The organism is Bradyrhizobium sp. cf659, from assembly GCF_900113725.1.
In the GTDB taxonomy this organism is placed as follows: domain Bacteria; phylum Pseudomonadota; class Alphaproteobacteria; order Rhizobiales; family Xanthobacteraceae; genus Bradyrhizobium.
On sequence record NZ_FOQJ01000010.1, the window covers coordinates 251,284 to 272,958 of the forward strand.

The 21,675-nt window shown below is 64.9% G+C and carries 14 protein-coding genes and 1 pseudogene; 1 reads left to right on the forward strand and 14 read right to left on the reverse strand.

Annotated elements, in window-relative coordinates; all coding sequences use genetic code 11:
* The 11 genes from BM118_RS31695 to BM118_RS31745 form a co-directional block, all read right to left on the reverse strand.
* Window positions 1-3,111, reverse strand: a complete 3,111-nt coding sequence (locus BM118_RS31695; RefSeq protein WP_177234872.1) for a bifunctional diguanylate cyclase/phosphodiesterase — start codon at window positions 3,109-3,111, stop codon at window positions 1-3.
* Between the two features lie 124 nt (window positions 3,112-3,235).
* A complete protein-coding gene (locus BM118_RS31700) occupies window positions 3,236-4,321 on the reverse strand; it encodes a branched-chain amino acid ABC transporter permease (protein ID WP_177234873.1) in 1,086 nt (361 codons plus the stop codon).
* Window positions 4,318-5,328 carry a branched-chain amino acid ABC transporter permease gene (locus BM118_RS31705; RefSeq protein WP_092190656.1) on the reverse strand — a complete coding sequence of 337 codons (1,011 nt, stop codon included), beginning with the start codon at window positions 5,326-5,328 and terminating at the stop codon, window positions 4,318-4,320. The genes BM118_RS31700 and BM118_RS31705 overlap by 4 nt, the downstream gene beginning before the upstream one ends.
* Entirely contained in the window at window positions 5,325-6,047 is a 723-nt protein-coding gene (locus tag BM118_RS31710; RefSeq protein WP_092190658.1) for a branched-chain amino acid ABC transporter ATP-binding protein, read from the reverse strand. Before BM118_RS31710 ends, BM118_RS31705 begins: the two co-directional genes overlap by 4 nt.
* Window positions 6,044-6,808 carry an ABC transporter ATP-binding protein gene (locus BM118_RS31715; protein ID WP_092190660.1) on the reverse strand — a complete coding sequence of 255 codons (765 nt, stop codon included), beginning with the start codon at window positions 6,806-6,808 and terminating at the stop codon, window positions 6,044-6,046. The genes BM118_RS31710 and BM118_RS31715 overlap by 4 nt, the downstream gene beginning before the upstream one ends.
* Before the next feature lie 208 nt (window positions 6,809-7,016).
* Entirely contained in the window at window positions 7,017-8,201 is a 1,185-nt protein-coding gene (locus BM118_RS31720) for a substrate-binding domain-containing protein (protein WP_177234874.1), read from the reverse strand.
* 105 nt (window positions 8,202-8,306) lie between these two features.
* Complete coding sequence (locus BM118_RS31725; RefSeq protein ID WP_092190664.1) at window positions 8,307-10,361, reverse strand: acyl CoA:acetate/3-ketoacid CoA transferase; 2,055 nt, start codon at window positions 10,359-10,361, stop codon at window positions 8,307-8,309.
* A gap of 110 nt (window positions 10,362-10,471) precedes the next feature.
* Window positions 10,472-11,782, reverse strand: a complete 1,311-nt coding sequence (locus tag BM118_RS31730; protein WP_244550281.1) for an MFS transporter — start codon at window positions 11,780-11,782, stop codon at window positions 10,472-10,474.
* Between the two features lie 195 nt (window positions 11,783-11,977).
* Window positions 11,978-13,420: a sigma-54 interaction domain-containing protein gene (locus BM118_RS31735; RefSeq protein ID WP_092190668.1), complete on the reverse strand. Its 1,443-nt coding sequence runs from the start codon at window positions 13,418-13,420 to the stop codon at window positions 11,978-11,980.
* Window positions 13,421-13,679: 259 nt separating this feature from the next.
* Window positions 13,680-15,416, reverse strand: a complete 1,737-nt coding sequence (locus tag BM118_RS31740; protein WP_177234875.1) for a putative bifunctional diguanylate cyclase/phosphodiesterase — start codon at window positions 15,414-15,416, stop codon at window positions 13,680-13,682.
* A gap of 210 nt (window positions 15,417-15,626) precedes the next feature.
* A complete protein-coding gene (locus tag BM118_RS31745) occupies window positions 15,627-16,592 on the reverse strand; it encodes a sensor histidine kinase (RefSeq protein ID WP_092190672.1) in 966 nt (321 codons plus the stop codon).
* A gap of 179 nt (window positions 16,593-16,771) precedes the next feature.
* Between BM118_RS31745 and BM118_RS31750 the strand changes: the two are divergent.
* Window positions 16,772-17,612 (forward strand): annotated as a pseudogene (locus tag BM118_RS31750) (SDR family NAD(P)-dependent oxidoreductase).
* Window positions 17,613-17,955: 343 nt separating this feature from the next.
* Here BM118_RS31750 and BM118_RS31755 read toward each other — a convergent pair.
* From BM118_RS31755 to BM118_RS31770, 3 genes are all read right to left on the reverse strand, one after another.
* On the reverse strand, window positions 17,956-19,332 hold the full coding sequence (locus tag BM118_RS31755) for a cytochrome P450 (protein WP_092190707.1): 1,377 nt from the start codon (window positions 19,330-19,332) through the stop codon (window positions 17,956-17,958).
* 226 nt (window positions 19,333-19,558) lie between these two features.
* Window positions 19,559-20,794 (reverse strand): LLM class flavin-dependent oxidoreductase, encoded by a 1,236-nt coding sequence (locus BM118_RS31760; RefSeq protein ID WP_092190674.1) that lies wholly within the window; start codon window positions 20,792-20,794, stop codon window positions 19,559-19,561.
* Between the two features lie 566 nt (window positions 20,795-21,360).
* On the reverse strand, window positions 21,361-21,675 hold a 315-nt coding region (locus BM118_RS31770; RefSeq protein ID WP_143099554.1), incomplete at its 5' end, for a transposase.

The window sequence follows — 21,675 nt, forward strand, 5'->3', positions numbered from 1 at the left end:
TCAGGCCACTGCCGCCACCGGCACGGCATCGCTCGGGCCGAACAGCTTTCGCACCTCGCTGGCCGGCTTCGGCGCGCTGAACAGATAGCCCTGCATCTCGGTGCAGCCGAGCGCGCGCAGCAGCTCGCGCTGGGCCTCGGTCTCGACGCCCTCGGCGACCGTAGTCATGTGGCTCGCGGCGGCGATGTTCACCACCGCCTGCACGATCACGGGCGCGCCGCTCGTCTCCGCGATGTCGGCGACGAAGCAGCGGTCGATCTTGATCTTGTCGAACGGGAAGCGCTTCAGATAGCTCAGCGAGGAGTAGCCCGTGCCGAAATCGTCGAGCGCGATCCGCACGCCGATCGCGCGAAGCTGGTGCAGGATCGAGAGCGCCGCCTCGTCGTCGCGGATCAGCACGGCCTCGGTGATCTCGAGCTCGAGCCGGCGCGGGTCGAGCCCGGAGGCGGCGAGCGCGCCGGCGATCCTGAGCGCCAGCGTGTCGCATTTGAGCTGCACCGGCGAGACGTTGACCGCGACCCGCACATGCGACGGCCAGGTCGCGGCTTCGTTGCAGGCCATGCGCAGCACCCAGTCGCCGAGCTCGTTGATCAGGCCGGTATCCTCGGCGATCGGAATGAACTCCGCCGGTGAGATCCCGCCGCGTTCGGGATGGCGCCAGCGCAGCAGCGCCTCGCAGCCAGAGACCTCGCCCGAGCGCAGATCGACCAGCGGCTGGTAGTGGATCTCGAAGCCGCCGTTCACCAGGGCCTGACGCAAATCCTGCTCCATGGTCAGGCGCGCCTTGGCGCACGCGTCCATTTCCGGCTCGAAGAAGCGGTGGGTGCGGCGTCCCTCGGCCTTGGCGCCGTACATCGCAAGGTCGGCGTTCTTGATCAGCTGGTCGAGATCGTTGCCGTCCTGCGGCGCCAGCGCAATGCCGATGCTGGCATCGGTGGAGAGCTGGTGGCCGAGGCAGTGATAGGGCTGCCGGATCGCCTCGTAGATCCGCGTCACGAAGGACAGCACGTCGGCACGGGACTGGATGGCGGTCTGGATCACCGCGAACTCGTCGCCGCCGAGCCGCGCGATCAGGTCACTCTTCTTGAGGCAGCCACGGAGGCGGGTGGCGATCGCCTTCAACAGCTCGTCGCCGACGTGATGGCCGAGCGAATCGTTGATGCCCTTGAATTCGTCGACGTCGATGTAGAGCAGCGCGAACTGCCCGCCGTCGGCGACCTTCGCCAGCTCGCGTTCGATCTGCTCGCGGAACAACGTACGGTTCGGCAGGTCGGTCAACGCATCGTAATGCGCCATATGCGCGATCTTCTCGTGGGCGCGCCGCCGCTCGGTGACGTCCTCGACGACATTGATGATGTAGCGCGGCTCGCCGGACTTGTCGCGAATGCCGATCCGGGTCGAGGTAATGTAGCGCCGTCCGGTGGCCGGCGTCGACCAGATGTGCTCATCCAGAAACAGTCCGTCCGAAGATTGCAGCAGCTTGTCGTCGTCCCGGGTGATGATCTCGGCGGCGTCCGTCGGGTAAAGGTCGAACGCGGTCTTGCCGACGATCGTCTCGGGGACGGCGACGAGTTCTTGCTCGGCCACGTGGTTGGCCAGGAGGTAGCGCCGCGTCCGGGCGTCCTTCACGGTGATGCGCGAGGGAATATGGTCGATGATCTCGCGCAGGAAGGTGTGGTTGCGATCGCGCTCCTGCTCCAGGTTGCGGCGCTCGGTGATGTCCTCGATCGTGGCGACCCATCCACCCTGCGCGAGCGGCGTGTTGATGACCTGAAAGGCGCGGCCGTTGGCCAACTGATGAATCCGCGTGGAGACCGTGCCTTCGGCGACGATCCTCATGACGTCGGCGCAAAATTCCTCGACATCGCCGTCAAACGCGTCACTTTCCTTGCGATGGTACATCGCCTCGCGGATGTGACAGCCGGGCTTGATGATGTCGTGGGAGAGGCCGAACATGTCGGCGTAGCGGCGGTTGCAGGTGACGATGTATCCGGCGGCATCGTACAGGATCAGCCCTTGTGACATGTTGTTCAAGGCCGTGTCGAGCCGCTGCCGCTCCGATTCGATCCGCTCATGGGCTTCGCGGTTCTGCCGGTTGATCTGGCGGATGATCAGAAAGAGGATCAGCGTGATCACGACGGCCGAAAGCGCGGCGGTCGTGACCATGAAGCCGGTCTGCTGCCGCCAGTCGGCAAGCGCCGCTGCCGTGGTGTTGGTGGCAACGATGACCAGCGGGAAATGCTTCAGCGACGCGGCTGAGCCAAGCCGCTCCTCGCCGTCGATCGGGCTCCTGACGCGAAGCGTTTGCTGGCCGCCCTTGGTCAGCACCTTGTGCATCAGTGGCGCAGTCTTGAAGCTCCTGCCGATCAGCTCCTCGACATGCGGATAGCGCGCCAGCATCTTGCCTTCGCGATCGAACAGCGAGATCGCCGTACCTTCGGCGAGCGCCACGGATGCGAAATAGTTCTGGTAGCTGTCGGGATCGATCCGCCGGACCATCGCGCCGACGAACGTGCCGTCCGGCAGGTTCAGCCGTCGTGCGACGACCGTGGTCCATTTGCCGATGATGAAGCTGCGGACGGATTCCAGCAGCACCGGTTCGGCCATCGGGTTCGATCTGAAGGTCTGGAAGTAGGCGCGCGAGGAGACGTTGATCTTGGGCAACGGCTGGGCCCGCGACCAGTTGATCAGTTCGCCGTCGACATCGTAGATCGCGATGTCGCCGAGATAGGAGACCGAGCTGATCTTGCTGCGCAGCATCTGGTTTGCGGCAGAGCCGGACAGGCGCTCGCGGAACATCGCGGGCGAGGTGATCTCCGGCAGGTTCATCTGCCCGATCAGATCGGCGGCGACGACGTCGGAATCCTCGAATTGCTGATCGAAATGCCGCGCGATCAGCTGCACCGTGTTTTCCAGCTCGCGCTCGCGGTTGGTGAGGGTTCGCTCGCGGAATTCGCCGACGGCCACGGCGGTCACGGCGAAGATCCCCGCGACCAGCAGCGCGCCGCACAGGGTCAGCCACAGGACAGGACCACGCCGCGCCAAGGCCGCCCAGCCGTTGTTCGCGGCTAAGGACATTCCGGCTGCCACCGTGGAAAAGACCTGGCGCATTCCCCCTCCCTGGAGGGACAGGAATACACCGCACAAATGGCCTAAACCTTAGGAAAGCCAGTTACCTAAGCATTAATCCAATTCCGCGGTCACGTCCGCGCTGCGCTGCATCATTAATGACAGCTTAATGCGAGGTGCCCACGCTCTTGTCACCACCGCGATTGCGCAGCCGTCCGACCACGCCGGTCGGGAAGAAGTAGACGCTGGCAATGAACAGCAGCCCGAGCCACAGCAGCCAGCGATCGGGATGCAGAAGTCCCGGCAGCAGCGGCAGCCCGGCTTCCGACGCCGCCTTGGAGGCGACGCCCATCAGCGATTGCAGGTAGTTCTGCGCGAGGATGAAGATGGTGGCGCCGATGATCGCGCCGTAGATCGTGCCCATGCCGCCGATCACCACCATCAGCAGGATGTCGAGCATGATCGAGAAGCTGAGCGAGGTGTCGGGGCCGGCATAGCGCAGCCATAGTGCGTTCAGGATGCCGGCGCTGGCGGCGACGAGAGCGGCGAGGCAGTTGGCGTAGGTCAGGTGAAACACGGTGCGGAAGCCGAGTGCCTCGGCGCGGAAACGGTTCTCGCGGATCGCCTGCAGCACACGGCCGAACGGCGAGTTCACCACGCGGAGCAGGGCGAGGATCATCACGGCCGATATCGCGAACACGAGGTAGTAGGTGAGGATGCGGCCGTTGACCTCGAAGCCGAACAGGTTCTTGGAGATCAGCACCGTGCCGGGGCGCAGCAGTTCGGGCAGCTGGAAGCTGCGGCCATCCTCGCCGCCGGTCAGCCAGGACAGCTGCGAGGCCAGCACCTGGAAGGCAGAGGCGACCGCCAGCGTGATCATGGCGAAGAAGATCGCCGCGACCCGCAGCGAAAACAGCCCGATCGCGAGCGCGAGCAGCGCGGCGAGCGGCAGGCCGACAACGATGCCGGTTGCGACCGCGGCCCAATTCGGACCCATCCCGTACAGCGCGATCGCGATCGCGTAGCTGCCGATGCCGTAGAACATGGTGTGGGCGAACGACACCGAGCCGGTATAGCCGAGCAGCAGGTCGTAGGAGGCGACCAGCGCGGCGAAGACGCAGATCTTGGCCGCGACGTTCAGCGCCTTGGCACCGGGAAACAGGAACGGTGTCGCCGCCAGCGCCAGGATGATGAGGACGAGGACGAGCGTGAGAACGCGGCTGCGCGGCGGATCGCCGGAGAGGATCATCATCGGCTGGTCACCGCATAGAGGCCGCGCGGCCGCCACATCAGAATGGCGACCATCAGCAGGATGTTGGACACGAGGGCGAGTTTCGGCACCAGGAAGCCGCCGTAATTGGCGACCATCGCCACCAGGATCGCGCCGATGAAGCAGCCGCCGATCGACCCGAGCCCGCCAATGATGACGACAATGAAGATCAAAACGGTGAGGTCGTCGCTCATGGAGGCGTGCACCTGTTCGCGGTAGAGCGCCCACATCACGCCGCCGAGGCCGGCGAGCGCGGAGCCCGTCATGAACACGCCGAGGAACAGGCGGCGAATGCGATAGCCGAGCGCCTCGACCATCTCGCGGTTCTCGACGCCGGCGCGGATCAGCAGGCCGAGCTTGGTGCGGTTGAGTACGAGCTGGATCGCGATGAAGACGGCAAGGCCGATCAGCGTCGCGAGCACGCGGTACTTCGCGATCGCGACGTCGCCGAAGATGAAGGAGCCGCGCAGCGAAGTGGGCAGCGGCATCGGGATGATCTGCGGCCCCCACAGCGCATAGAGCGCCTGCTCGGCAACGATCAGGCCGCCGGTCGTCATCAGGATCTGCTTCAGGTGCTGGCCGTAGACGGGCAGGATCAGCACGCGCTCGACGATCAGGCCGAGCGCGCCCGACACCGCCATCGACAGCAGCGCGGCCGGCGCCAGCACCGCGAGGTTCGTCCAGAGCGAATCGGCCTGAATGGAAGCCGCGAACGGTGCCAGCACCAGGGTTGCGACATAGGCGCCGACGGCGATGAAGGCGCCGTGGCCGAAATTGAGCACGTCCATCAGGCCGAACACCAGCGTCAGCCCGGAGGCCATGATGAAGATCATCATGCCCATGGCGAGGCTCGCGGCGGTCAGCGTCAGCCAGGTGCTGGGCGAGCCGACCAGCGGGATCACCAGGAGGGCGAGCGCGACCGGCAGCAGGATCGGCGCGATGTCGCGCTTCGGCTTCGGCAGCGGATCGTTTGCGGCAAGTTCTGTCACTGATGCGCCTCCAGGCTCAGGCCGAGCAGCCGCTCTTGCAGCGGCACGTCGGCGGCGAGCGCCGCCATCTCGCCGCGATGGACGATGGTGCCGTTGTCCATGACCAGCACGTTGTCGCCGAGCTCGCGCGCGGCAAAGAAATTCTGCTCGACCAAGAGGATGGTCGCGCCCTTGCGCTTGATCTCCTTCAGGCACTCGATCAGCGCCATGACGATGGCGGGCGCCAGCCCCTTGGTCGGCTCGTCGATCAAGAGCAGCTTGCGCGGCTCGATGATGGCGCGCGCGATCGACAGCATCTGCTTCTGCCCGCCGGAGAGGCTTCCCGCGCGCGACAGCCAGAACCGGCGCAGCGCCGGGAAGAAGCCGAAGATCCAGTCGAGCTGGGTGTCGTCGAGCGGCCCGTCGCGCGCCGCCAGCACGAGGTTCTCCTTCACCGTGAGGTCGGAGAACACCGCCATGCTTTCGGGCACGTAGCCGACGCCGAGCCGCGCGATGTCGGGCGTGGCGCGGCTCTCGATGCGTTCGCCGGCGAGGCTGATCTCGCCCTTCGAGGCCTGCCAGAGGCCCATGATGGTACGCAGCGTCGTGGTCTTGCCGGCGCCGTTGCGGCCGAGCAGCATCGTGGTCTGTCCCTGCGGGACCGTAAGATCGATGCCCTGGAGGATGTGGTAGCGGCCGATATGGGTGTGCACGCCGGAGAGTTTGAGCAGATCGGTCATGCTGCACTCTTCGGAGCGACGCCGAGATAGGCTTCCTGCACGATCGGCGAGGCGATCACCTCGGCCGGCGGTCCGTCGGCGACGAGCTGGCCGTTATGCAGCACGATGATGCGGTCGGCGAGCGAGCGCACCACGTCCATCTTGTGCTCGACGAGGAGAATGATCTTGCTCCTGTCCTGCTTGAGCTGTGCGATCAGGTTGAGCACGACAGGCACCTCGTCGATGCTCATGCCCGCGGTCGGCTCGTCGAACATGAACACCTTCGGCTCCAGCGCGATCATCAGCGCGACCTCGAGCTTGCGCTGGTCGCCATGCGACAGCGCGGTCGCGGCCACACCGCGGCGGCTGCCGAGCGCGACCTGGTCCAGTATGGCGTCGGCGCGCGCGATCAGGTCGCGGCGGACCATCCACGGCCGCAGCATGTCGTAATGGGTGCCGTTCGCGGCCTGCACTGCGAGGCGGACATTTTCCTCGACCGACAGATTTGGGAACAGATTGGTGAGCTGAAAGGCGCGCCCGAGGCCCGCGCGCGTGCGCAACGGCGCGGAATGCTGGGTGATGTCGATGCCGTCGAACAGGATGCTGCCGTGTGAAGCGCGCAGCTGGCCCGAGATCAGGTTGAAATAGGTGGTCTTGCCGGCGCCGTTCGGCCCGACGATGGCGGTGAGCTCGCCCGGGCGGAACGTGCAGGAGACGTTGTTGACCGCGACGTGGCCGCCAAAGCGGATGGTGAGGTCGCGCGTTTCGAGAGTCAGCGGCATTCTTGCAAACCGGGTTGGTCTATCGGTTCACCTCTCCCCGAAGGGGAGAGGTCGAGTTGCGCAGCAAATCGGGTGAGGGGGCTCAGGTCCCACGAGAGGGTGGTACCCCTCACCCGGCGCCGTAGCCGATGCAGCGCATCGGCGTTTACTACGAACGGCCGCCTGAGGCGGCCTATGCCGACCTCTCCCTGCGGGAGAGGTGCAGCACCTACCGCTTGTTGCGGACGGGGACGTCCATGTCCTCGATCTTCAGCTCGCGCACCGGCTCGAGCACGGCCCAGGCGACGTTCGGATCGACCTTGACCTTGAAGTGGTACATGCTCTGGAGCGCCTGATGGTCCTCTTTCCGGAACACCATCTTGCCCTTCGGCGTGTCGAACTCCAGGCCTTCCATCGCCGTGATCAGCTTCTCGGTGTCGGTCGACTTCGCCTTGGTGACGGCGGCGACGACGGACATCGCGGCGGCGAAACCGCCCGCGGTGAAGAAGTCCGGCGGCGCGTTGAAGCGCTTCTGGTGCTCGGCGACCAGCCAGTCGTTCACCGGGTTCTTCGGGATCTCGTAGAAGTAATAGGTCGCGCCTTCCATGCCGGGCAGGCCCTTATAGGCGGCGAGCGCGGGCAGGATGTTGCCGCCGGTGGAGAGCTCGATGCCATAGCGCTTCGGATCCATGTCCTGGAGCTTGGCCAGCGGATTGCCGGCGCCGGCCCAGATCACCCAGATCACCTTGCGGCCCGGCTTGTCCTTCAGCGCGTCGAACAGGCGCTGGCCGACCGCGGTGAAGTCGGTGGTCGAGGTCGGGGCGTATTCTTCGGCGGCGAGCGTCGCGCCGGTCTTGGCGAGCGCCTCCTTGAAGGCGGCGACGCCGTCGCGGCCGAAGGCGTAATCCTGCGCCAGCGTTGCAACGGTGACGCCCTGCTTGCCGATCGCGACCGCGTTCGAGATCGCGTCCTGCGAGGAGTTGCGCGCGGTGCGGAAGATGTAGCGATTCCACTTCTCGCCGGTAATCTGGTCCGCGACCGCCGGCTCGACGATCAGGATCTTCTTGTTCTCCTCGGCGACGGGGAGAATGGCGAGCGCTGCGGCCGACGAGGTCGTGCCGATCGCGATATCAGCCTTGTCGTCCTGATAGGCTTCCGCGAGCGCGGCCTTGGAAAGGTCGGGCTTACCCTGGTCGTCCTTGGTGATGACGACGATCTTGCGGCCGTCGAGCGTCATCGTGCCCTTGGTGGCGTATTCGAAGCCCATTTGCAGGCCGGTCTCGGTCTGCTTGGCGTAGGCCTCGAGCGGACCGGTCTTGCCGTAGATCAATGCGACCTTGAGGTCGTCGGCCTGTACGGAGGTGCCCGCGGCGAGGGCGAGGATGGTTGTTGTTATGATGAGTGATCGACGCACGATGGTCCCTCCTGATTCAAAGTTTCTCGGTAACAGCGATTTGCACAACGTTACGAACATTGCAATTCAACCTTCCGGCGGGCTGCGCCGGCATATCAGCATGCATCATTTTTGGGCCTGCCGTGTCACGCGCGTGTCGCCGGACGCGGCGGGGCTGCCGGCAGACTCGATCTGCCGCCAGTCCGACTGCGCTTCTTCCGCGCTTTCGAAGATGTGCGGCGCGACGCCGCGCTTCTCCAGGGCTTCGCCGAGCTTGATGCGCAGGAAACCCGACGTGGTGTAGCGCGACACGCCGGAATAGAAGCGGTCGACGAGGCTGCGCACCATGGCCGAATAGTCGTCCATCAGCTCCGGCAGGATCGAGAAGTTGTCGTAATTGACGATGGTGTAGACCCGGCGGCCGAGCGGGGCGAGTTTCGCCTCGACGATGGCCGCGATCGCGTCGATCTCGGCCTTGCTGCGCAGCGGATAGCGTTCGAGGTTGACGAAGAACAGGTTCTGCTGCTCGTCCAGCGTGAAGCGCTGGTCGAGCGGAATGGTCAGCAGCCGCTCGCGCAGGTCCATGGCGCCGTCGCGGAAGATGCGGGCGTCCATCAGGACGGGGTCGCGTGGGATCAATGGCTTGAAATCCATCAGGCGCAGGATGTCGCGCTCGATGTCGATGCCGGGCGCTATTTCCATGAGTTCGAGCCCGTCGGGCCGCAACGCCAAGACGCAGCGCTCGGTGACATAGAGCACGCGCTGCCCCCGCGCCGCCGCGAAGGGACCGCTGAAGGTGACGTGCTCGACGCTGTCGACGAATTTGCGCGACCTCGCCTCGTCGAGGATGGCGAGCTTACCGTCGTTCACCGCGATGCGCTGCTTGCCGGCGCCGAACGTGCCGACGAAGACGACCTCCTTGGCGTTCTGGCTGATGTTGATGAAGCCGCCGGCACCCGCAAGCTTCGGTCCGAACTTGCTGACATTGAGGTTGCCGGCGCGATCGACCTGGGCGAGCCCGAGGAAGGCGGCATCTAAGCCGCCGCCGTCGTAGAAGTCGAATTGATACGGCTGGTCGATCACCGCCTGGGTGTTGATTGCCGCGCCGAAATCGATCCCGCTCGCCGGGATGCCGCCGATCACGCCAGGCTCCGCCGTCAGCGTGATGAGATCGATGATCCGCTCTTCGTTCGCGACCGAGGCGATCCCTTCCGGCATGCCGATGCCGAGATTGACCACGCTGTTGGCCTTCAGCTCCAGCGCGGCGCGCCGGGCGATGATCTTGCGCTCGCTGACCGGCATCACCGGCAGGGACGCGGCGCGGACGCGGATCTCGCTCGAGAAGGCCGCGTTGTATTGCGTGCCGAAAGTCTGCCAATGGTTCTCCGGCTTCGCCACGACGACACAATCGACGAGGATGCCGGGAATCTTGACCTGGCGCGGATTGAGACTGCCGCTCTCGGCGACGCGCTCGACCTGGGCGATGACGATCCCGCCCGAATTATGCGCCGCCATGGCGATTGCCAGCGCTTCCAGCGTCAGCGCCTCCTTCTCCATGGTGAGGTTGCCGTCGGGATCGCCTGTCGTGGCGCGGATGATTCCGACATCAATCGGAAACGTCCTGTAGAGCAGGCATTCCTCGCCGCCGATCTTGATCAGCTCCACCACGTCCTCGGTGGTGCGCGCATTCAGCTTGCCGCCGCCATTGCGGGGGTCGACGAAGGTGCCCATGCCGACGCGGGTGATGTGCCCGGGCCGGTGCGCCGCGATGTCGCGGAACAGATGCGTAATGACGCCCTGCGGCAGGTTATAGGCCTCGATCTGATTGGCGATCGCAAGCTGCTGGAGCTTCGGGGCAAGGCCCCAATGCCCGCCGATCACGCGCCGGACGAGGCCCTCATGCGCCAAATGATTGAGGCCGCGCTGCTTGCCGTCGCCCTGGCCGGCCGCATAGACGAGCGTCAGATTGCGCGGCTTGCCCTGGGTATAGGGCGCATCGCCCTCGTGCGAGAGATAGAGCTCCTCCAGCGCGATCGCGATCTCCTCGGCAAAGCCGATGCCGACGAAGCCGCCGGTCGCGACGGTGTCGCCGTCGCGGATCAGCATGACCGCTTCGGCCGCCGTGACGACCTTGCCTTTCTCGGAATTGCGCAGGTAGGGCAGAGCTGGATGATGGCTCACGGCGTTCCTCCCGATCCCTGGACCGTATGCCGTTGCTGTGCGTCGATCTTAGCGCGAGGAGCAGGCCCGGAACAGGTTGCTCCCCGCGACAAGAGGCATCATTGGGACATTCAGGATTGCACTATCTTGCGTGTTTCGGTGGCGAAATAGACCGACACCACGGTGATGAGCGCCAGCGCGATCATGTAGAGCGAGATCGGCCAGGTCGCCGGCGCGTACGCCGTCATCAATCCGGTCGCGATCAGCGGCGACAGCGCGCCGGCGAAGATCGAGGCGAGGTTGTAGCCGAGCGAGACGCCGCTATAGCGCACCTTGGTGCCGAACAGCTCCGACAGGAAGCTCGCCTGCGGGCCGTACATCGCGGCGTGGCCGACGGCGAGGCCGAGCACGATCGCGATCCAGGCATATTGCGGGTTCTTGGTCGACAGCAGCATGAACAGCGGGAACGACATCAGCGCCGAGAACACCGCGCCGAAGATGTAGATCGGCCGCCGCCCGAGCCGATCGGAGAGCGCGCCGAAGGCGGGAATGGTGAAGGTCTCGATCGCCGCGCCGATCAGCACACCGTTGAGCATGTCCTGCTTGTTCATGCCGAGCGATTGCGTCGCATAGGCCAGCACGAAGGTCGCGTAGATGTAGAAGAAGCCGTTTTCGGCAAAGCGCGCGCCCATCGCGAGCAGGATGTTCTTGGGATACATGCGGATCGCCTCGACGATCGGCATCTTCACGTCCTGCTTGGTGTCCTTGACCTTCTGGAATTCCGGCGATTCCGCGATGGTGAAGCGGATCCACAGGCCCACCAGCACCAGCGCGATCGAGAACAGGAACGGGATGCGCCAGCCCCAGGCATAGAGCTGCGCGTCGGTCAGCATCGACGACACCACCGAGAACACCAGCGTGCCGAGCACGAGGCCGAGCGGCGCTCCCAGTTGCGGCCAGCTGCCGTAAAAGCCTTTCTTGTCCGCAGGCGCATGCTCGACCGCCATCAGCACCGCGCCGCCCCATTCGCCGCCGAGGCCAAAACCCTGGATCAGCCGGCAGGTCACCAGCAGAACGGCGGCCCAGATGCCGGCGGTCTCGTAGGTCGGCAGGAAGCCGATCGCCGCGGTCGCGGCGCCCATGATCAGCAGGGTCAGATAGAGCATGGTCTTGCGGCCGATCTTGTCGCCGTAGTGGCCGAACACGACGCCGCCGAGCGGACGCGCGATGAAGCCGAGCGCGTAGGTCGCGAACGCCAGCAGCGTTCCCATCATGGGGTCGAAGTTCGGGAAGAACAGCTTGTTGAAGATCAGTGCCGCGGCGGTGCCGTAGAGGAAGAAGTCGTACCACTCGATGGCCGTGCCGATCAGGCTCGCGGTGGCGACCGTCACGTGCGAGGGCTGTCTCGCCTGAAGCTGATGGACCGAGATCGCTTCACTCATCTTGCGTCCTCCCTGGTTGCGAATGCGCATGTGCAGCATGCGTCATTGTGCAGAGCGAAGAGCAAGCTCCGCGCCAGATGCCACAGGTTTGCGCAAAATGGCTGAAAACCCAGCAGTTTCAGCGCGAGCTTCGGGAAAAAGCGGCCAGGCCGCGTGTCAGGAATCCGAGACTCCGGACACGCGATGTCTCGCAACTCAGACGGATGCGGCTCCCGAGGCGAGGCCGAACTTGGCGAGCTTCTTGTAGAAGGTCGCGCGCGAGATCTGGAGCATCTTGGCCGCTTCCGAGATCTGGCCGTTGCTGGCGGCGAGCGCCTGTTCCAGCGTGTGCTTCTCGAACTCGGCCTCGGCTTCCGCATAGGGCAGGACGAGGCCGGCCGGCCGCGATGGTGCCGTGGGCACCGTCTCCGCGCCAACGGGGAGAATGCGATCGAAGTCGTCGCTGGTGAGGCGTCCCGAATCGCTCAGGATCAGCGCGCGTTCCAGGATGTTGCGCAGTTCGCGGACATTGCCGGGCCAGCCATAGCGCGCAAGCGCAGCCAGGCCGCTCGGCGTGATCCTGGCATTGAGGTAGTCGCCGGAGGCGCTGATGTCGTCGAGCAGCCGTCCGCAGATCTCGGGCAGGTCGGCCAGGCAGTGGCGCAGGGGCGGCAGCACGATCGAGAGCACGTTGAGCCGGTAGTAGAGATCCGCCCGGAATGTCCCCTCGCTGACCCGCTTGTGCAGGTCGACATTGGTGGCCGCAATCACGCGCACGTCGACCTTGGTGACCTTGTCGGAGCCGAGTGGCTCGATCTCGCGCTCCTGCAGCACGCGCAGCAGCTTGGCCTGCAATTGCAGCGGCATCTCGCCGATCTCGTCGAGAAACAGCGTGCCGCCGTCGGCGATCCGGAATTTTCCGTCGCGACCCTTGCGGTCCGCGCCGGTATAGGCGCCCGGCGCGGCGCCGAAGAACTCCGATTCGATCAGCGTATCCGGGATCGCCGCGACGTTGACGCTGACGAACGGCTTTTCGGCGCGGGCGGAGGCGTTGTGGATGGCCTGCGCCAGCATTTCCTTGCCGGTGCCGGTCTCTCCGGTGAGCAGAACAGTGACGCTCTGGCGCGCGGCGCGCGCGGCAAGCTCCTTCGCCTGTGCGATGCCGGCGGTTGCCCCGACATAGTCGTCGAAGGTGAACCGGGCGGCGCGCGCATGCGACAATTGCCGCCGCGCCAGCCGCAAATCGTTTTCGAGCTGGGCGACGCGACCGAGCAGTGGCTTCAAGCCCTCGAGGCGGTCGTAGAGCACGAAGCCGATCGCGCCGATGATGTTCCCCTTCTCGTCCTCGATCGGCATGCGGGTCACGACGAGTTGCTCGCCGCCGAGCTCCATGATGTCGAGGATGATCGGTTCCCCCGTTTCCACGACCCTTCGCATCAGGCTGTTGGGGATGACCTCCTCGATCGGGCGGCCGAGCGCCTCGGATGCATGCGAGAGGCCGATCGCGGTGACGTATTTTTCGTTGACATACACCACGCGTCCGCTGCGATCGATGGCGATGGCGCCTTCGCACAGGTGCTCCAGCCGCTCGAACAGCGTCTCCATGGCGCGTGCGCGGATATAGGCGGGATCGCTGACGACGGAAGAGGGACCGGACATGGCGTGCCTCGCGGGAAGCCCGCCTGTTTATTACCAAAAGGGCAGTAATTTCAAAGGGCGAAAACGGTGCAGGCTCCGAACTTGTCGTCGTCCCGGCGAAGGCCGGGACCCATACCGCGTGATCTCTCTATGAACCACGGTGACCGTACCGGGGATTGGGTCCCCTAACTGCCAGTCTTCAATCAAACCGCTCCCTGTGGTTATGGGTCCCGGCCTTCGCCGGGACGACACAGAGATTGTGGAGCTGCTGTCTCGCCCCCTACCGCCGATACCCGTTCGCCCGCGAATAGCCCTGCCGGTTCTGCTGCAGCGGGCGGCTGACCACGCTGGCGCGGGACTCGCTGGAGACGGGTGTTGCGAGCTTCAGCTCCTCCAGGAAGATCGGCCGCGAGAAATAATAGCCCTGCGCGTAGCGGATCTTGGTCGCGGCCTGGAGGTAGGCGAGCTCCTCGTAGGATTCGAGGCCCTCGGCGATCACGGTCATGCCGAGCGCTTCGCTCAAGGATTCGATCGCGCGCAGGATGCCCTGGCTGCGCGGCCGCTTATGGATGTCGGTGATGAAGGAGCGGTCGATCTTGATCTCGTCGGCGGTGATATCGGCGAGCGCCGAGAGCGAGGAATAACCGGTGCCGAAATCGTCGATCGAGATGCCGACGCCGAGCTTGCGGAACATCGGCAGGATCTCGGCCTGGAAATGATTCTTGGCGACGAAGGCGTCTTCCGTCACCTCGATCATGAAGCGCTGGGGAAAGCCGGTGTCGTCCAGCGCCTGCGCGAAGCTGCGCATGAACTCGAGATTGCCGGCCTGCCTGGCGGCGACGTTGATGCTGATGGAGGCTTCCGCGCCGAACGTCTCGTTGATCAGGTCGATCGACTTGACGATCTCGGCGAGCACGAGATGGGTCAGCTCGTCGATCAGTCCGAGCTCGCCGGCAAGGTTGATGAACGAGCCCGGCGCCTGGATCACGCCTTCGTCGTCGCGAAGCCGCACCAGGGCCTCGATGCCCTTCACGGCCTGCGTGCGGATGTCGACCTTGGACTGGAACGCGCAGCAGAAGCGCTTCTCCAGGATCGCGAGCCGCAGCGACTGCTCGATCTTGGTCCGCGCCAGCGCCTCGCGCTCCATGCTGGCGTCGAAGAAGGCGGCCGATCCCTTGCCGCCGTTCTTGATGCGGTACATCGCGATGTCGGCGTTCTGCCGCAGCGTCTCGAAGCTGCTTCCGTGGTCGGGATAGAGGCTGATGCCGACCGAGGTGGAGGCGAACACCTCCGAATGGTCGATGAAGAACGGCGCGGTCAGCCGCTCCAGCGTCGCCTGCAGGAATTCGGCGACTTCCTCCTGGCTCTGGATCGGAGACAGCAGCAGCAGGAATTCGTCGCCGGAGATGCGCGACAGCATGTCGGAATCGCGCAGGTCGCGCCCGAGCCGCTTCGCCAGCTCGGCCAACAGCGCGTCGCCGACGGCGTGGCCGTAATAGTCGTTGATGTGCTTGAAATTGTCGACGTCGAGAAAGGCGAGTGCGAAGCGCTCGCCGTCATGCTCGCGCGCGAGCAGGTTGTTGGCGCGGTGTTCGATCACGCGCCGCGAGGGCAATCCGGTCAGCTCGTCGAAATAGGCCGAGCGGAATAGCTGGTCCTCGAAATTCTTCTGCTCGGTGATGTCGGAGGAGGCGGAGATCAGGAGCTCGCGTCCGGCGAGGCGAACCGGACGATGGGTCGTGAGCAGCACCTGGCGCGCCGCGCCGTCGTGCAGGGCTTCCTCGGTGACGACCGCCTGGCCGGCGGTCAGCGCCTGGCGGCAGGCTTCCCGGCGCGGCGTCAGATCGGGCGAGGGACGGCTGCCGTCCATCCCAAGCTGTGCCGCTGCGGCATCGTTAACGAGCAGAAGCTCGCCATGGGCGTCCTGCACGGTCAGGCCGGCCGGCAGCATTCTAACGATTTCCTTGAGAAATCCGAGTTCGGCTTCGCTCGCGCCGGAATATCTGTTGTCGTTCATAGAAGTCATGAATCTTGTTGTTTCAGCGCGCCTTTGCAATGGACGCGATCTTGCGTGGTTCCCTCTTAAGTTTGGTTAAGGGGTCCGGAGAAATACGGGGGTGTCTTGCGACGATGCGACGCGCGCCGCCGATCGTTATTAACAGAGGGTCAATGCGCCCAGCGAAACCGCGAGCGGCGCGCGCGAGTCTGCTTTCGCTTTGCCGAGCGGCTATTCGCTTCGCGGGATGCGGCATTGCATGATGCAATGCAGCCCGGTCCTCAGATACGAGATCTCCGTCCTGCCATCGAACGCCGAAAGTGCCGATTTCAGCAGCTGGGTACCGAAGCCAGGCTCGGACACCTTGTCCACGGTCGGCCCCTCGGTCTCGTCCCAGGTGATGGTCAGGCGATCGTCGGCGACGGTCCACGACACTTGCAGCAGACCGCGCGGCGCGGAGAATGCACCGTATTTGCCCGCATTGGTGGCGAGCTCGTGAAACATCAATGACAGCGTGACCGCAAGCTTCGGCGGCAGGAACAGCCGGTCGCCGTTGAGGATGAAGCGGACATGGCCGTAGGGGCCGAGCTCCGAGATCAGGAGATCGCGGATGTCGCAGCCGGCCTTGTCGATCCGCGAGATCAGGTCGTCGGTTGCCGCCAGCGATCGCAGCCGCGGATCGACCCGGGCCCAGACCTGCGGCTGGTCATGCAGCACCTGGTGAATCACGGCGTGCACTGTCGAGAGCTTGTTCTTCAGCCGGTGCTGGAGCTCGTCGACCAGCAGCTTGCGATAGTCTTCTTCCTCGATCAGGCGCTTGGAGATCCGGCGCTGCTCCGCCAGCATGGTGCGATAGTGCTCGACCCCCCAGATGGTCAGCGCGCTCACGGCCCAGTAGAGCGCCAGCAGGGCAAAACGCGCGTGATCGGCAATCGCATCGCCGAAATTCACGACGACGCCGAGCACGCCGCCGACGATCGCCGTCACGACGCCGATCCGGAAACCACCGAACGCGGCGGCAAAGAACACGGCCGGAAAGTACGGGGTGAAGTAGACGTCGGGCCGCACCTGCGCGAGGCCCCAGCGTGCCAGCGTCGCAACCAGCAGGCAGGCCACCGCAAAGGCAATGCTCAAGCCGAGCGACGGCGGTGCCGCGCCCTGCCAGCCCTTGCGGAATTCGTCGATCAGCTTCTCCATGCGCTGCCCGGTTGCGATGTGCGTTCGTTGCGAATGTTACGCATCTCGCCAGCGCAAGCAAAGCTTGCCATGTCGGGAGCCGGCAGGAATAGTGACCGTCGCGGCGCTGACCGTCGCGGCGCCGTCGTCGATCGGTATCCGCCATTTGGCGTCAAGAGGTTCGAAAACAGGGACATTCCATGGGCAGGCTGGACGGAAAGGTCGCGGTGATCACGGGTGCGACGAGCGGGATCGGACTACGGACCGCTGAAGTCTTCGTTGCCGAAGGTGCCAAAATTGTGATCGCGGGGCGGCGCATAGCGGAAGGTGAGGCACTCGCGAAGCAGCTCGGGGCGACTTGCGTCTTCCGCCAGACCGATGTGACGGCGCGAAGCGCAGATGCAGGCGCTGATCGCGCTCGCGGTGGACAAATTCGGCCGCATCGACTGCCTGTTCAACAATGCCGGCGGGCCGGCGCAGACCGGCGGCATCGAAGGCCTCGAGGTCGAGCGCTTCGACGCGGCGATGGCGACGCTGGTGCGCAGCGTGATGCTCGGCATGAAGCACGCCGCGCCCTACATGAAGAAGCAGGGGTCCGGCAGCATCATCAACAATGGCAGCATCGCTGGCCGGCTCGCCGGCTTCTCCTCGTCGGTGGTTTATGGCGCGGCCAAGGCGGCGGTGATCCACCTCACCAAATGCGTGGCGATGGAGCTCGGCGAATCCAACGTCCGCGTCAACTCGATCTCACCCGGCGCGATCGCGACCGGCATTTTCGGCAAGGCGCTGGGGCTGCCGACCGATGCCGCGGAAAAGACGCCGGCGGTCATGCGCGAGGTCTACAAGACCGCGCAGCCGATTCCGCGTGCCGGCATCCCCGACGACATCGCCCAGGCCGCCGTGTTCCTGGCCAGCGACGAATCCAGCTTCATCAACGGCCACGACCTCGTCATCGACGGCGCCATCACCGGCGGCCGCAACTGGAGCCAGCAGCAGCAGGGCTACGTGGCGCTGCGCAAGGCGTTCGATCAGGGGGCGTAGGCGGCCGTTTTGTTACGCTCGTCATGCGCGGGCTTGACCCGCGCATCCATCAAGAAAAGTTTGTGAAGAGGATGGATTGCCGGGTCAAGCCCGGCAATGACGAGATTCGTAGGGTGGGCAAAGCGAAGCGTGCCCACCAATGCATCTTCCGCAAGACAGGGTGGGCACGGCGCTCCGCGCCTTTGCCCACCCTGCGATACCCAGTTTGGTTCTCGTGCCCCGGACGCAGCGCAGCGCTCCTTCAGCGGTGAGCTGCAGAGCCGGGGCCCATCTCTCGGAACTGAGCGCGCTTCAAGATTCCGGGTCCCGGCTCGCGCTTTGCGCGTCCGGGACACGAGAAATCTCACACCGCCTTCATTCGCACCCGCAAGCCGTCCCGCGGCTTCGGGATCGGCCACATCTGCCAGTCCGGCTTGTAGCCCGGCTCCAGCGACACCTCGATGTTCTGCAGGAAGTGCCGCGCGAAGCATTTGGCCTGCATGTAGGCGAAGTGCAGGCCGAGGCACATATGCGCGCCGCCGCCGAACGGCACAAAGGCGAAGCGGTGGCGGTTGCGCTGGGCCTCCTCGGTGAAGCGCAGCGGATCGAAGCGGTCCGGCTCCGGCCAGATGTCCTTCATGTGATGCGTATAGAGCGGATTGACGCCGACCGCGGTGCCGGCGGGAATCCTGAAGCCCTTGAAGGTGAAATCGCGCATCGCGCGGCGCGGCATCGACGGCACCGGCGGCTTGATCCGCAGCGCTTCCTTGAACGCCATTTCGGATAGCGGCATCTTCTCGAGATCGTCGAAGCTGCTTGGCGCGCCCGGGGCAAGACCGAGCGCGAGAACCTCCGCGCGCAGCCTGTCCTGCCAGTCCGGATTGGCGGCGAGCTCGCCGATGAAGGAGGTCAGCGACGAGGTCAGCGTGTCGTGCGCCGCCATCATCAAAAAGCTCATGTGGTCGATGATGTCCTGCTCGGACAGCAGGGCACCGTCCTCATGGGTGGCGCGGCAGAGCTGCGAGAACAGATCATCGCCGCCGTGATTGCCGCGGCGGAGCGGAATCTGCTGGCGGAAATAGGCGACGATGCGCTTGCGACCCGCGACACCGCGCGCCATCTGCGTGCCGGGCAGGGGACGGCGGATCGGAGCGACGGCGGCCGCGACCATGTCGACGAAGGCGCGGTTGATCTCGTCGACCTCCGGCCCGATGTCGGCGCCGAGGAAGGACGCGGCTGCGAGATCGAGCGTGAGCTGCTTCATCGCCGGATAAAGCTGCATCTCGCCGGGCTTGGCCTTCCACTGCGCGACGCGCGCGGAGATGCCGCGGTCGAGATCGCCGAGATAGGATTTCATCGGTCCGGACTTGAACGCGACCGAGAGGGCCTTGCGATGCAGCCGGTGCTCGTCGAAATCGAGCAGCATCAATCCGCGCGGAAACAACAGGCCGAGCACCTTGTTCCAGCCGTGCGTCGACGAGAACAGTTTTTGCTGGTCGAACATCACGAGCTCGTTCGCTTCGGGTCCGAGCAGCACGACATTGGTCTCGCCGAAAACATGGGTGCGGTAGACCGGGCCGTATTTGGCGCCGTTCGCCTCGATATGCCCCTTGGGGTCGGCCAGCACCTGGAAGGTCTTGCCGATGATCGGCCAGCCCTCGTCACCGGGGATGTGCGTCAGCTCGTTGCGCCTGGGCGCGGTGAACTGAAGCGCAGGGGCGGCCACATTCTGCATCGACATGACGATTGCTCCGGTTGGCTTGCTGCCAACATAGCACATCCGGACGCGATGACGCTGCGTCCGTCTTGCGCACAAAATCGTCACACACTCTCGATGTCGTCCCGGCGAAGGCCGGGACCCATAACCACCGAATTGTGTTTGGCGAAGACTCGCGATTTGTCAGCTCGCGACAAATTCCTCCCTGGGGCTATGGGTCCCGGCCTTCGCCGGGACGACGGAGATCGGCCTACCGCTTCGCCGCTTCCTTCTGCAAATCCGGCGCGTTGACGGCGGGAATGGCGACGCGGCCGGGGCCGGTGACCTTCAGCGCTTCGGCAGCCTTCTCGTTCGCCATGATCTTGGCCATCACGGCCTGGCCCGCACGCTCGAAGATCGCGCGATTCTCGATCACGAATTTTTGCGACCTGCGGAGGCCATCGATATAGCCGTTGATCTCCGGCACGACGTAGCGCGCGACCAGGTCCCAGCTCCGGCGCGTATTCTCCGGGTTGGCCCAGTCGTGCACGAAGCCGATCACGGCGCCGACGCCGCCGGAGACCTGCATCACGTTCTTGATCATTTTCACGAGGTCGTCGGGCGTGCCGATGACGGAGGCGGCGCCTTCGACGAAGGCGGTCTTGTCCACGACCTCGTCGGGCGAGGCGAACGCGGTGAGGCCCGGCCGCTGCAACGTGCCGACATTATACTCGTTGTGCCAGCGCATCAGCCCGGCGCCGGCCTCGCGGCGCGCCTGCTCGCGGGTCTCGGCGACATGCCAGGTCAGGAGCACGCGCCAATCGGCACGGTTGACCGTGGTGCCGTGCTTCTTCGCGGCATCCTCGGCGAACTGCCATTGTTGCTGCAGCGACATCAGGCCCTGTGTCGTCATCGAGCCCAGCGAGATGATGCCGATGCCGTATTTGCCGGCGAGCGTCATGCCGGAGGGCGAGATCTGCGAGGCGACTACGAACGGCATCTCCTCCTGCAAGGGCAGGAGCTGAAGCGCGGCGTCGTTCATGGTGAACCAGTCGCTCCTGGCGGTGACGCGTTCGCCGTTGAACAGGCGGCGGATCACGCCGATCGCCTCGTCCTGACGGTCGCGCTGCGTCATCGGGTCGATGCCGAGCGTGTGCGCGTCGGAGGCGAGCGCACCGGGACCGGAGCCGAAGATGGCGCGGCCGCCGGTCATGTGATCGAGCTGCACCATGCGCTGGGCGACGTTGAAGGGATGGTGATAGGGCAGCGACACCACGCCGGTGCCGAGTTTGATCCGCTTGGTGCGCTCGCCGGCTGCGGCCAAAAACATCTCCGGCGAGGCGATCATCTCCCAGCCGGAGGAATGATGCTCGCCGCACCAGAACTCGTCATAGCCGAGGTTATCCAGCTGCTCGACCAGGTCGAGATCGCGCCGGAACTGGAGCATCGGATGCTCCCCGATCGGGTGATGCGGGGCAAGAAAGGCTCCGAACTTCAGGCGCGCCATGGCGTTCTCTCCGGCTGAATTTTCTGTTTGTTGAGACGGTGAGGCTAGTTGCCTGACGGCACGAACGCAATCGCGCGATGTCCCGCGCGGCGGAATGCAGGCATGCGATGAAGTGAGGCGAGATGCCTCTTCTCCCTCTCCCCGCTTGCGGGGAGAGGGTAGGGTGAGGGGGAGTTTCCGCGGGGACGGAGGTCGTTGGGTTTTTCGAGATGGCCCCACGCCGTCATTGCGAGCGCAGCGAAGCAATCCAGAGTCGTTCCGCGGAGGGATTCTGGATTGCTTCGCGACGCTCGCAATGACGTATCGAGAGGGATCGTTCCAGTGGACAGACGACTCGCGGAGAGTCCCCCTCACCCGGAATTCAAACTGCGTTTGAATTCCGGCCTCTCCCCACACTTGCGTGCAGGCGCTTCGACGCCGTGATGGCCGGGCTTGTCCCGGCCATCCACGACCTTTGTCGCGGCACGAAGAACGTGGATGCCCGGGACAAGCCCGGGCATGACGAGAAGCGAGTTGAGGTGTCTCGTCTCCCTCTCCCCGTTCTTACGCAGGGCTGTCCGGGGAAGTTAGGCATAGGATAGCTCGATCTGGTCTGGGTGGCTGTGGGATCTGCGTTTGCTTGGGTTGATGGGTGGAGGCTTGTCGATCGCGGCGATGCCCCGGCGCGTGAATAGAAGCTGGCTGACGAGTTCAGCGAACCTGATCGGAAGCATGGCGAGGCAGTTGGCTTTGGCGGCGATACGCAGCAACAGGTAGGCGATCATTGCGGCAAACACCTGGAGCCGGACCGCATTGTCGTTGGCGCCGAGAAATTTGCGGATGTCGAGATGTTGCTTGATCCAACGGAACAACAGCTCGATTTGCCATCGGCTCTTGTAGAG